Source organism: Kribbella sp. NPDC002412, assembly GCF_053592935.1.
In genome coordinates, this window is record NZ_JBSFBL010000059.1 from 31,979 (window position 1) to 46,187 (window position 14,209).

Genomic DNA, 14,209 nt, shown 5'->3' on the forward strand with positions numbered 1-14,209 from the left:
GCCGATGCCCCTGCGTACGCCGATTCTCGACGACCGCTCGTTCGCCCAGTTGCGCGACGAGCTGATCGCCCGGATTCCCGTCTACGCACCACAGTGGACCGATCACCAGCCCAGCGATCCCGGGATCACGCTGATCGAGCTGTTCGCGTTCCTCGGCGAGAACCTCCTGTACCGGTTCAACCAGATCCCGGACGCCACCCGGCAGGCCTTCCTCGACCTGCTCCAGATCCCACTGCGCCCAGCCGCGGCCGCGGCCGCCCTCGTTGCCTTCAGCACCGATCAGCCCGGCGGGGTGCTCGCACCGGACGGCACCGTCCTGGCCGCGGGCAAGGTTCCGTTCACGATGCTCGACGAGTGCAGCGTCTGGCCGCTCACCGCACGCGCGGCGATCCGCGCCCGGGTGGACGAGGAACTCGACGTCGACACCCTCGAGTACCTGGCCCGCTCGAGCGCCGCGCAGGGCGCCTCGATCGACGACGTACTGCGCTACCGGACGGTCTTCGGTGCGACCGATCCGGCGCGGCCGGGCGGCGACCGCCTCGACCCGGCCGGATCCGTCGACGGCACGCTGTACATCGCCCTCGTCACCCCGGTACCACCGGATCCGGCGGCACTCGCCGGCCGCGAGCTCAGCATCGGTTTCGTGCCGTCGCTCGAGGTGCCGACCATGGCCGACGCGCAACCGTGTCCCGGCGAAGGCGAAGTACCACCGGCCCCACCGATGCGCTGGCAGGTCTGTACGACGGACCCCGTTCCGGACGCGCCCCGGCCGGAGAGCGCCGACCCGGTCTGGCTCGACCTCCCGGTGGCCGGTGACACCACGTCCGGCCTGCTCACCTCCGGCGTCGTCCGGCTGAGGTTCCCGTCCGATCCCGCGCAACTCGCCCGCATCGGGGTGTACCTCCCGCCCGATCCCGACGCCCTCGGCACCGGCGACCAGCCACCGCTGATCGAGGACGACGAGCTCGACGCGCAACTGATCGGCTGGTTGCGGGTGTTCCGTCCCGACGGCACCTCGATCGGCGCGATGGAGTGGGCCGGCGCGAACGCCGCCCGGGTGCGCCAGACCGAGGCGGCGCGGGCCGAGTTCCTCGGCACCGGCACCGGGGAACCCGGGCAGCAGTACCGGCTCGTCCACGGCCAGGTGATCGGCTCGATCACCCTCGACGTCGAGGAGCAGGGCCAGGGCCGCTGGGTGCCCTGGACACAGGTCGACGACTTCCGGGCCGCCGGACCGGACGACCGGGTCTTCACCGTCGATGCCGAAGCCGGTCTGGTCCGGTTCGGCGAGGTCCACCGCGGCCGGGCGCCGCAGATCGGCGAGCGTGTCCGGGTCCGCGGCTACACGTACGGCGGAGGTGCCGCGGGCAACGTCGGCGCGGACGCGATCTCGGCCGCCCCGCATGTCGCCAAGGTGACCGTGACCAATCCGCTGCCGGCCACCGGCGGCGCCGAGCCGCAGAGCATCGCCGAGGCGATCGACCAGATCCCCGCCGAGCTGGGCCGCCGCGATCGTGCCGTCACCGTCTCCGACTTCCGCGAGCTGGCCGAGGCCACACCGGGCGCCGGCATCATCCGCGCCGAGACCCTCCGGCTGTTCGATCCGCGGCGCCCGGGGCAGCAGTCCCCCGGGGTCGTCAGCGTCGTGGTCTGGCCCGGGCACGATCGGTTGACCCCGGACGCACCGCGCCCGGATCGCGGCGTCCTGGAGCAGGTCTGCCGGTACCTGGATCCGCGGCGACTGATCACCACGGAGGTGTACGTCATCCCTCCGACGTATCGGCGGATCGCTGTGTCGGTGGGGATCGCGGTCCGTCCTGGATACGGCGCGGAGGGGGTCCGCCGGTGGGTCGACACGGTGCTGCGCCAGTACCTCTCGCCTGTGCCGCCGTACGGACCGGAAGGCCGCGGCTGGCCGCTGGGCAGGCCGGTGTTCGGCCCGGAACTCGAGGCGGCCGCGCTGCAGGTCGAGGGGCTGGAGTTCCTGACCGGACTGCGGTTGTCCGAGGACGTGGACGGCGAGATGGTCGAGCGGGAGACACCTGTCCGCATCGACCTCACCGCGTGGGAGGTTCCGGAACTTGCCGCGCTCACGGTCACGACCGGCGATCCCGTTGCCCCCGGCGACGTCGAGGCACCGGCGCCGCCGGCCGGTCCGCCGGTGCCGGTGCGCTCACCTCGTGAGGTGTGCCGATGACCGAGCGCCCGGTGAGCGGAGTCAGCACCTGTGACCAGTGGGTGCGAGGCCGGCACGACGCCACGGCGGTGGAGGCCGTGGTGGACGGCGGGTCGGGTGTCGCGCTCACCCTGACCTGGCAGGACGCCGAACCGCGTCCGTGGGACCCGGGCACGGCCTGCTCGGTGCGCGGGTCGGCAGTCGATCGGCTGTGCAGGGTGTACCGGCTCGATCGCCACAGCGTTGCCCGGTTGACGATCGGCGACGCACGCGCCGGATTGGACTACGCCGTGCTGCCGGCCGAAGTCGAGATCATCGGGGTCGGTGAGGTCGGCGGTGCCGGTCCGTCGTTCACGCCCCGGCCGGAGCCGTCGCTGCTGGACGGTGCGGGGATCGCGGTGGACGACGACGACCGGATCTTCCTGGCCGACCGCGGGCGCCGGGAGATCGTCGTCCTCGACCTGTGGAGCCGTCGGTTGTTGCGGCGGATCCCGATCGCGTCATCCGCTTCACCACAACGCCGGCCGGTCGCGCTCGCGGCCCGGGGGCGGGACGTGGTCGCGGTGGTCGCTCAACCGGCCGGGCTCCTCGCCCTCAGCGCGCACCGGGGGCCGCGCGAGCTTCTGTTGCCGGACTCGGTCCCGGACCGCGTGCCGGCGCGGGCGACGATCATGCCGTCCGGCGAGACGATCACCTTGTGGCACGACTCGGCGGGCCACTCGTACCTCGTCGGCGGTCGGCGTACTCCGCTTCCGGTGGACGGCGCGTGTGAGCTGGTGAGTCTCGACGACACCGTCGTACTCGCGCCGGCCGCGTCGGGTCCAGATGGTGCGGCCGGCCTGCACCGCGTGATCGTCACCGAGACCGGATGGATCCGGGCCCAACCGCTGGACGCCCGCGGGTACGACGGTCGTGGACTGGTCGCGCTCGACGGCGGCCGGATCGGCTACTGGACCGAGGACGGGTTCCGGCTCGCCGTTCCCGGGCGGGTCCGGTACGCGCGCACGGGCGGGTGGCTGAGCTACCGGTTCGACAGCGGCCAGCCCGGCAACCGGTGGGGGCGGATCTTCCTGGACGCCTGCGTTCCGGACGGCACGGACCTCCGGGTGTCGACCCTGAGCAGCGATGACGAGTACGCGACCACGCGGCCGCCGGTGCCGCCGGATCCGGCCGGCTGTTTGCCGGTAGCAACGACCAGTGAGCAGCCGCTGCCGCCGGCAACGATCACGACCGGTCCGGCCTCGCCGCTGCACCCTCGGACGGACGAGCCGTCCCCGTGGTGGCGGCTTCCGAGCGGCACGACGTACTCCGTGCACGAGGCGCCGGTGGTGTCGGCGCCGGGCCGCTATCTGTGGGTGGCACTAGGGCTCGCCGGGAACTCGCGGCGGACGCCGGCGGTGCGCGCGGTCCGGATCGAGCGGCAGGCCCACACGTTGTCGCGGAGGTTGCCCGCCGTACTGGTCGGCGACCCCACACAGGCCGAGTTCCTGGATCGCTTCCTCGCGCTGTTCGACGGGTTCCTGTACGACCTCCAGGCTCGCTCCGATCGGCGCGACCTGCTGGTCGATCCCGCCTCGACCCCGGTGGAGGCGCTGCCGTGGCTGGCGTCGTTCGTCGGTCTGCTCCTCGACGATCGCTGGGCCGAAGCCGCTCGTCGTCAGCTGATCGCGGAGATCACGACGCTCTACCGCCGCCGCGGAACGCTCGGGTCGTTGCGCCGCTACCTGGAGATCTATCTCGCCGGTGATCGGGCCGGCGAACGTGGCCGGCCGGGTCTGTCACCGGTCCTGATCGAGCACTACCGGCTTCGCGGCCTCGGGCCTGACCTCGGCGCCGACCCGGTCGGCAGTGGCCGGTCCGTGCTCGGGGCCGGTCTGCGCGTCGGCACGGCACAGGACGACTCCGGGGCGACGACAGCCCCGGACTCCAGTGCGCACCGCTTCACGGTGGTCATCCCGCGGCCGCTCGACACCGAACAGCAGTCCGCTGTCCGGCAGGTGCTCGACTCCGAGCGGCCGGCCCACACGGTGTACGAACTGTGCACGGTCGACGCGGGGATGCGGCTGGGTCGCGGCCTGCATCTCGCGCTGACGAGCGTGATCGGTCCGACCGGGGGGCTGCGGCCGGCGTACGTCGGCGCCGGGGCGGCCGACCGCGACCTGATCCTTGGGGGTCCGTCGACCGGGCTCGCGGTCGAGGGGTCCCGTCTCGACGTCGGTGCGCGGATCGGGTAGGGGTCACGATGAATCGGGCGCAGATCGACGTGATCCGGCTGCGGTGCCGTGCGGACCGGATCGCCACGGCGCGGGCGGTCGATCGTGCGCTGCGGAGGGAGCTCAGCGCGCCGGACGGATTGCTGGTCGCGGAGCTCGGCAGGGTGACGGAGTTCTTCGGTCCGGCCGAGCACATCTGCGTCCGCCGGCTGTCCGTCGAGCTTCGTCTTCGCGTGTCACGGGCGACCGGGACAGCCGGGATCCGGCACGCCTGGCTGGCCGCTGCCGGTCAAGCTGTCCGCGACGTCTCGGAGTCAGCCATGCAGCGTCTTCGCGAAGGCGTCCTGGTCAGTGCGGATGGTGAGGTAGTGATCTACGAGACTCACATCGACGCGATCACGGACTTGGTGCTCGGCCTGTCCGGTTCCGCCGAGATGCCCGCGGACCGCCTCGGCCCGGAGGACCTGCACCGGGCGCTGGATGTGGACAGGGCAGAACGCACGGGCCTCGCGCAGGACGCGGGCATCGGGCAGGGCGCGGGTTCTGGGCGGGGCTCGGGTCTCGCGCAGCACGCAGATCCTGAGCAGGGTTCGGGGCGTGGGCAGGGCGAAGGCCTCGGACGGGGCTGGGGTCTTGGGGAGGGCTCGGGTCTCGGGCCGGGCGCGGATCGGGCGCGGAACGCGGATCCGGGCCGGCGGTGGGACCCAGAGCGAGCGTTGGACGACGCGCGAGCCTGGGACGTCGAGCGGGCCTCGGAAGCCGGGCGGCTCTCGGACGTCGAGTGGGCCGGGGGCGCCGGGCCGGGACGGGGCGGCGGGCGGGCGTTGGATCTTGACCGGGCATGGGCATGGGCCCAATGCGGTCTGTACTCCGGCACCCTCCCCCGGTCCGCGGCGGCTCGCGCCGAAGTGATCGCGCGTGTCCTGACCTCCGCCCCGGACCTGCTCCCGGCGGTTCTCGCCCGGGTCGACGCATCGTTGCCCCTGACACCGAAACAGTGGGTAGCCCTCGCCGTGACCTGGACCAGATCCCAAGGATCCGTCACGCCGGCCGCACCAACGGCCCCGTTTGTTGCCGACAGCCCCATTGTCCACGCCGCACTCGGCTCGCCCGTCGGCCACGCCCTGGCCACGCACGCGCAAGCGGTTGCCGACCTGCCGCAGTCTCAGCGACAATCGCTCGCCCGCCTGGCACTCGCCACTGCCGCGCCACACCACAGCCGAGACGCGACCGCAGGCGCGGTTGCCGAGGCTCTGGGGACAGGCCCGCCGGCCGAGGTGGAGCCCGCTCGGCCCCGGAGCCTCGAGCCGCAGCTCACCGAGTACGGCGGCCTGCTGTTCCTGGCCCTCGCAGTCGATCCAGTGGTCACGGACATAGTGGTGAACGACCTGCCCGACGTCCTCGCCCGTCTGTGCGGACGTCTGGCCGGCGTCGCGCCGACGGATCCCGCGGTCCTCGCCCTCACCGGCATCGATCCGGCCGAACAGCCCACCCCACCCGACGACGAACTCGACGCCCTGGTCGAGGACCGCATCCGCCGCTGGGCAGTCGCGAGACTCCGGCTCGCCCCGGCCGACGACGACCTGGACTGGCTCTGGAGGCGGCGAGCCGGTGTCGCGATCTCGCCGGGATGGATCGAGGCCGAACTGTCACACGCCGACGTCGACCTGCGGGTCCGCCGCGCCGGGCTGGACCTGGATCCCGGCTGGCTCTGGTGGCGTGGCGCCGTCCTGAGGTGGCGCTATGTCTGACCTGGTCCGCGACCTGCTGACGGCCAGGGCCGGCGCCTTGACCGCCAAGATCGCCGCGCGCTGCTCGGACGACGACCTGCGCACCGATCTCGAGACCCTTGCCGACGCGCTGCTCGCGGAGAGCCGCCGGACGAAGCAGGGCCATACCCGATACCCCGGCGACCGGCTCACGCGTCTCGTCGAGGCCTTGAGCCTGACCCCGTTCGCGGTCGATCTGCTGATCCTCAGCGGGCTGCCCGACGAACACGAACGCCTCACCCGCTGGGCCCGCCTCACCCACCCCGCCCGGCTTCCGTACGTCACGCCCGCCGCCATCGCCGACGTCCTCGGTCTCGACTCCGTCGGCAGGCATCATCTGCGCGCCGAACTGGACGGCGGTGTGCTCAGAACCTCCGGACTCGTCACCGGCGATCCGGCCGAGCCCCTCCCGGACCGCGGCCTGTTCCTTCCGACCGGCTTGTGGAGCGCGCTGCGCGGTATCGACACCTGGCCGGACCACGTGGAGCTCGACCCGACGCCTGGCACCGTGCCCATCGACCCCGCGGTTGTCGCAAGGCTCACCGACGTACTGTCCGGCAGTCGTCGCCGACCGGTCCTGGTCGCGGTCACCGGCTCCGAGGACAGGCCCGCGCCCGAACGCGCCGGCCTCATCGGCCGACTCGCGAGGCAGGCAGGGCGCGACGTCGTACCGATCGACGTGACCGACGGTCCGCTCGACCCGCGACGGGCCCAACTGTGGTCCTTGCACGCTGTCGTCCACGACGCGATCCCGCTGGTGTTCGGCGGCACCGGCACCGCGCCACTGGCGCAGCACCCGGGACCGGTGATCGTCTGCCCGGCCGCCGGTGAGCGCGCACCACACGACGCACGTCCACTCGTCACCGCCCAGCTCCCCTCCCCCGGAGTCGCGGAATCGCTCGCCCTGTGGGAGACGTTGCTTCCGGGTTCGAACGGAGCGGCCAGAAGCCTGGCGGGTCTGGTGCGGGCCGACTGGCTGAGCGCTCGGCGAGCCGTGGCCGATGCTCGTCTGGGCACCCGGTCCGCTGTTCCGGAAGCAGCTCGTGTGCTGGCCGGGCTCCGGCAGCGGATCGACGCGGAGCTTCCGTTCAGCGTCCGGCTGGAGAAACCCCGGGCGAGCTGGCGTGACCTGGTGCTGACCCCGTCCCAAGAGTCGTTGCTGCAGGCAATCACCGGCCGGGTGGCCGGGCAGGCGACGGTGCTGCACGACTGGGGGCTCGGCGCGACGGTGCACGGCGGTCAGGGCGTCCGGGCGCTGCTGACCGGACCGCCCGGCACCGGGAAGTCGCTGGCCGCGCGGGTGATCGCGGCAGACCTCGGCCTGGACCTGATGGCCGTCGACCTCGGTGCGCTGATGAGCAAGTGGCTGGGCGAGACCGAGAAGAACCTCGGCGCGGTGTTCGACGCGGCCCGGCAGGCCCGGGCGGTCCTCTTCTTCGACGAGGCGGACGCGGTCTTCGGCCGGCGGACCGAGATCTCCGACGCGCAGTCGCGGTGGGCCAACCTGCAGACGGCGTACGTGCTGTCGCGGATGGACAGGTTCGACGGACTGGTGCTGCTGGCAACGAACCTGCGGTCCGCGATCGACGACGCGTTCGTCCGCCGGCTGGACGTGATCGTGGAGTTCGACGAGCCTGACCGGGACCAGCGGCTGCTGCTCTGGCAACGGCACCTGCCACCGGCCGCGCCGCTCGCCGGCGACGTCGACCTGCCGGCGCTCGCTGCCCTGTACGAGGTCACCGGCGCGCTGATCCGGAACGCCGTACTGGCGGCAGCCTTCGCGGCCGCGGCCGCCCGTCACCCGATCGACCAGGCCGCGTTGGTGCGGGCCGTCCGGCACGAGTACGAGAAGGCCGGCCGCTCGTTCCCCGGCACACCCCGGCGAGTCGCCGGAACCCGACAGCGGATGCGAGGCTGAGATGGCACAGGACCTGAAGACCCGAGCGGAAGCCCAGCTCGCCTTGAACCAGGCGGCGGCCGCGGAAGCCGCGACCGCGCTGGTCTCCGCTCGCACGGAACTCGACCGGCGAGTGGCAGACCCGTCGAGCCTCACGCCGGACCAGTGGGCCGGTTCGGTCGGTGCGCACCAGCACGTCGAGCTCGCCCGGGCCGCCCTCGCGGCGGAACTCGCCACGCAGGCGTCGATCCGCTCGGCCCTCGCCGCGGTCACCAGCCCGGCGGACACCGCGACGTACCAGGCGGAGCTCCGCGCATCGATGCTGCGTCAGGCGACCGTCCGGGTCAGCCTCAGGCAGGGCCGCGAACGCCAACTGATCGGCACCGCCCTCGTCCGCACCCTCGGCGAGGTGATGGACGCCGCCGGCGCCCGCGTCGCGTCGGCTATCACCGCCGTTGCCCAAGGCACCGCCGACCAGTCCGCGGTCCGCACGGCGCGGGACGCCTTGCTGCGGCAACCACTCGACACCATCGTCGAGGACGCCACAGCGCTCCGGTCGAGTCCCATGTTCACCGGTGCGCGAGACCGGCTGGCCGCGCTGATCCCCGATGCCCTGCTGACCCGCGCCCGGCAGCGGTACGCCGAGTCCACCGCGCTCGCCGCCGAGGCGGCCGAATTCCTCGCCACCGCCGAGACCGCGGAGAACCGCGTCCTCGGCGAGCTCACGCCGATCAGCGCCGTCACCACCACCGGCGACGCGTTCCGTACGGCGCTCGCCGCGCTCACCGGCTACGTCGCGTCGGCCGCGTCCGAGCTGGCCGGGGTCCGGGCCCGACTCGAAGCGGTCGCCGCCACCCCCGACCTGACCCCCGCGCAGGCGGCAGCCCTCGACCCGGCCGGGCGGGCGGAGGCGATCGCCGCGGCCGAGTCCGAGCAGGAACTCGCGGATGCGGTCGCGGAGATCGCGATCCTGCGGCAGGCCCTGGACGACGCCGTACTCAACGCCCGGATCGACGATCCCGACTCCGACCCGGAGGCGGACGCCGACGTGATCGCCGCGCAGGCGGCCCTGGACGCGCCGGCGCCGCAACAGGCTCTCGAGGACGCGCGGACGAAGTACGGCCAGGCCGCCCGCGACGCGCTGGACGCGTGGGAGGTGGAGGTCCCCGACGAACTCTGGGCCGCGCTGACGTCCTTCGAGGCCGCGGGCGACGTCCTCGACCGGCTCGCCTCCCAACCCAGCCGGGACGCGCTGCTCACCGCGCTCGACACCACACAGGACGCGTACGCCGATGCCCTCGACGACGCCGACGTCCAGCTGCGCCGGCTGCAGGTGGCGAGTCTCGAGACCGGTGACCGGCGTGCCCGCGCCCGGGCACTCGGCGAACTCTCCGACGACCGCACCACCCAGTACGCCCGCGGCGACGGTCCTTCCGGCCGGACGGCCGACCAGCTCTGACACCCGCGAAGCCGCCGAGGAGTGCACCGTGGCCAGTCCCGATCTGATCCTGACAACGCCCACCTGCGAGGACGTGACGTTGCCGGTCAACCCGTTCATCTCCAACCGCTACCACTTCGGCATGCTTCTGGGCGTCGCCGATCTGGACACCGATCAGGGTTACCACCGAGGCAAGACCTGGCTGCACACGGCCTGGCTGCACGGCTACGGCACGGTCTGGGGGCTCCAGACCGAACTTCGGGCAGGGAGCAACGAGCTCGCGGTGCGGGCAGGTCTGGCGGTCGACCAGCGCGGCCGGGAGCTGTACGTCGCCGACACGCTCTGCGTCGACCTCGGCCTCTGGTACGACGCCAACCGGCCGGACGACCTCGAGGTCACCGACGACGGCGCCGGTGGTGTCATCTTCGAGCTCGAGCTGGCGCTCTGCTCGCAGCGCTGCCTCGACCGGCCCGTGCCCGCGATCGCCGACAGCTGCGAGGGCGCGTCGACCGACACGGCGTACTCGCGCGCGGTCGAACAGGGCCTTCCGGTCCTGCGTCCACGCCCCGAGCCAGGTACGACGCCGCCCGGCTTCTACCCCAGGGTCCACCAGTTGCTCGGGCTGGCGGAGGTCGTCGATCCGCTCGTGATCGAAGCGCTGGCCGACATCGCGGCCGCCGACCCCGCGGACCGGCTCGCCCTCTCGCGGCGGAAACTGCGCGCGGTGCTGGCCGCCGACGCCATCGACCGCCGGCCGTCGGCCGTCGGCGACTGGTGGCCCGCACCGGAGCCGGCCTGCGTTCCACTGGCAGACCTCAAGGTTCACCTGTCCCCGCAGGGAACCGGCTGGCACGTCGTCGAGGACGGCACCGATCCGACCAAGATCGACAACCTGACCCGCCCGGCCGTCGCACCGACCGGGCTGCTCCAGAATCTGCTCGTACCGCCGGCCGGACAGGACGCCCGGATCTCCGGGCGGCTCGGCGCCTCCGACGACGTACCGGGGCCACGCCTGGACGAGGACAGCTCCACCCTGTCCGGGCGAACACTGACGCTTCGGTTCAGCAGCGAGCTGAAACCCGCCACCGTGCGACCTGAGGCGTTCACGGTCACCACGCTCCGGCCGGGTGGCTGGGAGACCGTCCAGGTTTCCGGCGCGCAGGCAGCGGGCAGCAGCGTGACGGTGACGCTCGGATCCGCCGTCCGGTCCCGGCCGGTCCGGGTGATCGTCGAGGGCGCCGGGCCGCGACCACTCCTCGGCGCGGACGACCAGCCACTCAACGGCGGCCGCGACGCCGCACTGATGATCCGCACCGCGTGACCACCACCGGGAGGAGACCGACCATGACCGTGCAGAACTCGCAGAACCCCACCGTCCTCGACCAGGGGTTTGCCCAGGAGGGCATCACCGTCGTCGACCCGGCCGGCCCACTCACGCGTACCTGGTACTTCGACGGCCGGTTCCTGCGCGCCGACGGCTTCCGCGCGGACCAGGCCTACGAGCGGTCGCTGGCCAGCCTTGTTGCGCAAGGCAACGGCACGGGCGTGGTGCACGGTCTCGAGGTCGCGCTCGGGACCGGCGACCGGCTTCGGGTGGAGGCCGGGCTCGCGCTGGCGCCGTCCGGCCGCGTCGTACTGCTCACCCGGCAGGTCGAGCTACCCACCGCGACGCTGATCGCCCGGGCCCAGGGCGCGCTCGACCCTTCGGACACCTCGACGGGACGCACCGCGTTCGGCCCGTGCGCACCCCAGGACCTCGGTAACGAGGTGCCGGTGCTGCCGGCGACGACTTTGTGGGTGCTCACGGCGGCCGCGATCGAAAGCCTGTGCGGCGAGGAGGAGCGGTTCGGTCAGCTCTGCGCTGACGCGTGTGCCACCGAGACGGACCGGTCGCAACTCGTCGAAGGAGTGATCTTCCGGCTGCACCCCTTGACGTTGTCACTGCCCAGTCCGGTCACGGTGGCGATGACGGCCGCACACCTCCGCTCGCGGGTAGCAGCTGCCTGGTTCGCAGCCGAACGCCAGGCCATCTCCTCGATCGTGTCCGGGCCCGGACTGCACCTTCCGGTGTGGTGCCAGGGCGCGGATGCGGTCGGCGGTGAGGAGGTGGCGCTCGCCGTACTGCACCGCGAGGGGACCGTGACCCGATGGGTCGACGACTGGACCGCACGCCGGGAGCTGCACGAGACGACGCCGCGGCGCTACTGGCAGCAGCGCATCGCGATGCGTCCTGTCAGCACTGCCAGTGCACAGCTCTCGCAGTTCCAGTGCCAGCTGACCGACCTGCCCCTCGCCGCCACGTCGACGGTGACCGGCAGCACGTTGCTCGACGCCGGGATCGTGGAGCTGCCACCTGCCGGGTACCTGCAGGTCGACCCGGCCGGTGACGTCGAAGCTCAGCTCCGGACCCGGTTCGGGCCCGGGGTGGACCTCCGGCTGTGCGTCGGTCGTTCGGACGTCGTCCCCGGGCTGGTGGACCAGGCACGGCACCGCGACCGGATCAGCCTGACGCAGGGCCTGGACGATCCCAGCGCCAAGGAAACGGTGGACATCCTCGTCCCCGACGGCGAGCTGGAACCGGCCCAGGTCGAGGCGAGCGCCCTCGTCGGTACGGCGCGGACGCTGCCGGCGACCCGCGACGGTCAGAGTGGATCGGCGATCTCGGTGGCGACGATGGCGCGGGACGGCAGCGGCCTGGGCTGGACCTGGTGTGCGGCCGGCACCGGCCAGTTGCCCGCGGCAAGGATGCCGGACCCGCTGACGCGCTTCGCCCGCGGGCAGACCCTGCGCCAGCGCCGGGTGGCCGCCGTCGACGCCGCGATCCGCGCGATGATCACTCCGGACGATCGAGCGGCCGGCACGGACCGCCCGATCTCCGTCTGGGCCCAGATCATCACGTCCGCCCGGGTGGACACGCTGCGGCCCGGCGACACGACCGACGCACGGGCGCGGCTGACGTATGCGGCGGCCGTGGACGACGTCTCGGTCCTCGATGCCCGGATCAGCGGCGAGTTGCGCGTCGTCGAGCGGGTGACCGGCGAGGCCAATGGCGCGCCGACCGTACAGCTGACCACGATCCTCGACGGTTTCACGGACCGGTTCATCGTCGACGACGGCACTCCGCGATCGGATGTGATTCCGATCCGGTCCCTGACGGTCTACTGGCTCTTCGGTGTCGACGACAACGGGGCCGACCAGCTCCAGGTCGGCTTCCTCCAGGACCGGTCCGGACTGTTGCTTGCAGCAACGAGCGGCGGCGTACCGCGGACGATCCAGGCCGTGTTGAGCGCGATCCTGCTGCTGGCCACCCCCGTCCCCGGTCAGCCGGCGCCGCCGGTCCTGCCGCTCGTGGTCGCGCCGGCCGACGCGAAGACACCGGAGTGGACGTCCGGGGTGCGCGGTGTGTTCGCCCGGATCTTCGACCGGCTCGCAAGCTCCGGGCTGTTGGGCTCCGGCGTACTCTCAGCGGCCGGGCCGGGCCTCGCGGCCGGCGGGCCCTCGGTGACGCCGATCGGCACGCTCGAGCTCACCGACACCGCCGGCGCCGCGACGCCGGGATCCCCGACCCGGACCCAGGCCGACACCGCGATCGATCTCCTGGCCGCCGCGCTGGCCTCCGCGGGACGTGATCCGGCGTTCGCCGTCAGCGCCCGCGCGCTGCTGTACGGCGGGATCGGACCCGCGGTCGCCCCTGTCAAGGCGACCCGCGACTGGGTGCTCTTCCACCGGCGGTCGGTCATCACGTGCCAAGGCGACCAGGTCCCGCCTCCCGCCGTACGCAATCTGCGGCTGTACAACGCGAACGTCGGCTCGCAGGACCAGTTGAACGTGATCCTGGATCGGCTCACCAACGGTGAACCGGTCGTCGACCAGGGCTTCGTTCCCGTCATCGACGTTGTCTTCACCGAGAACTCGGCCGAGATCGTCTCGTCGGTACCGGCGCTGCGGATCGCGTGGCAGTCGACCCCGCGACCACCGAGCCTCGGCTTCGTCGTCGCCGCCGGCGGCGGCGAGGGCCAACTCGTCGCCGGGGCCCGGATCAACGCCGTGCGAACCGCGCTGGCCGGGCTCGTCACGACCGACCAGGCAGCGGTGAGGTTCCTGTCCACCGTCCCGCCCGAGTTCACCGCGATCGGCGTCGACGGTGTACTGCTGACTGCCGGCGTACTACCGAGTGTGACACCCACCGATCCCAAGACCGCCTGCGTCCGCCTGCTGCGCGTGGAGCGCTCGAACACGGCCCGGCTCATCAAGGCGTTGCGGTCACTGCAGGCAGATCCGGGTGTCCCACTCGAAGACCTCATGAACCGCCTGGACATCCCGGTAGACAGCGTCACGGCGAAGTTCACCGACGATGCCTTGGACAACACCACCGACGTCCGCACATGGTGGAAGGGATCCGCGTCGTTGACCACGACGGTGCTGTTCCCGCAGGACCTCGGCGACGGCACCGACTCGGTCGACGCCCGCCTCGCCCGCGCCAAAACCGCCCTCGCCGCCCTCGACCTCGAACTCAAGGACCGCCTGCAACCTCACATCCAGATCCCACCCTGCGGCGTCACCGCAGTGATCACCATCGACGATGTCGTCAACTGACCCCGCCGAACACGGCAATCCGCGGAAAGCACCGCTGACGGAGCTCACATCGCCCTGGCGGCGCTGGTAATGCACCAGCAGCGTGCGCGGCTCCACGTCGTCCGTGAAGCTGCTTCCGTC

At 72.4% G+C, this 14,209-nt stretch carries 7 protein-coding genes; all 7 read left to right on the forward strand.

Features of this window, described 5'->3' with window-relative positions; all coding sequences use genetic code 11:
• The first annotated feature begins 4 nt into the window (after nucleotides 1-4).
• The 7 genes from ACWCOV_RS34440 to ACWCOV_RS34470 are packed head-to-tail and all read left to right on the forward strand — an operon-like array spanning nucleotide 5 to nucleotide 14,089.
• Entirely contained in the window at nucleotides 5-2,197 is a 2,193-nt protein-coding gene (locus ACWCOV_RS34440; RefSeq protein ID WP_449833542.1) for a putative baseplate assembly protein, read from the forward strand.
• Entirely contained in the window at nucleotides 2,194-4,410 is a 2,217-nt protein-coding gene (locus ACWCOV_RS34445; RefSeq protein ID WP_449833543.1) for a phage tail protein, read from the forward strand. The genes ACWCOV_RS34440 and ACWCOV_RS34445 overlap by 4 nt, the downstream gene beginning before the upstream one ends.
• An 8-nt stretch (nucleotides 4,411-4,418) precedes the next feature.
• Entirely contained in the window at nucleotides 4,419-6,140 is a 1,722-nt protein-coding gene (locus tag ACWCOV_RS34450; protein ID WP_449833544.1) for a hypothetical protein, read from the forward strand.
• Nucleotides 6,133-8,076 carry an ATP-binding protein gene (locus ACWCOV_RS34455; protein ID WP_449833545.1) on the forward strand — a complete coding sequence of 648 codons (1,944 nt, stop codon included), beginning with the start codon at nucleotides 6,133-6,135 and terminating at the stop codon, nucleotides 8,074-8,076. The genes ACWCOV_RS34450 and ACWCOV_RS34455 overlap by 8 nt, the downstream gene beginning before the upstream one ends.
• 1 nt (nucleotide 8,077) lies before the next feature.
• Entirely contained in the window at nucleotides 8,078-9,514 is a 1,437-nt protein-coding gene (locus ACWCOV_RS34460) for a hypothetical protein (protein ID WP_449833546.1), read from the forward strand.
• A 28-nt stretch (nucleotides 9,515-9,542) separates the two neighbouring features.
• Nucleotides 9,543-10,814, forward strand: a complete 1,272-nt coding sequence (locus ACWCOV_RS34465; protein WP_449833547.1) for a hypothetical protein — start codon at nucleotides 9,543-9,545, stop codon at nucleotides 10,812-10,814.
• A gap of 23 nt (nucleotides 10,815-10,837) precedes the next feature.
• Nucleotides 10,838-14,089: a hypothetical protein gene (locus tag ACWCOV_RS34470; RefSeq protein WP_449833548.1), complete on the forward strand. Its 3,252-nt coding sequence runs from the start codon at nucleotides 10,838-10,840 to the stop codon at nucleotides 14,087-14,089.
• Nucleotides 14,090-14,209 lie beyond the last annotated feature (120 nt).

Bases quoted from the DNA above. Each gene is read 5' to 3' on its own strand.
- ACWCOV_RS34440 (WP_449833542.1), top strand. From the start codon at position 5: ATGCCCCTGCGTACGCCGATTCTCGACGACCGCTCGTTCGCCCAGTTG.
- ACWCOV_RS34445 (WP_449833543.1), top strand. From the start codon at position 2,194: ATGACCGAGCGCCCGGTGAGCGGAGTCAGCACCTGTGACCAGTGGGTG.
- ACWCOV_RS34450 (WP_449833544.1), top strand. From the start codon at position 4,419: ATGAATCGGGCGCAGATCGACGTGATCCGGCTGCGGTGCCGTGCGGAC.
- ACWCOV_RS34455 (WP_449833545.1), top strand. From the start codon at position 6,133: ATGTCTGACCTGGTCCGCGACCTGCTGACGGCCAGGGCCGGCGCCTTG.
- ACWCOV_RS34460 (WP_449833546.1), top strand. From the start codon at position 8,078: ATGGCACAGGACCTGAAGACCCGAGCGGAAGCCCAGCTCGCCTTGAAC.
- ACWCOV_RS34470 (WP_449833548.1), top strand. From the start codon at position 10,838: ATGACCGTGCAGAACTCGCAGAACCCCACCGTCCTCGACCAGGGGTTT.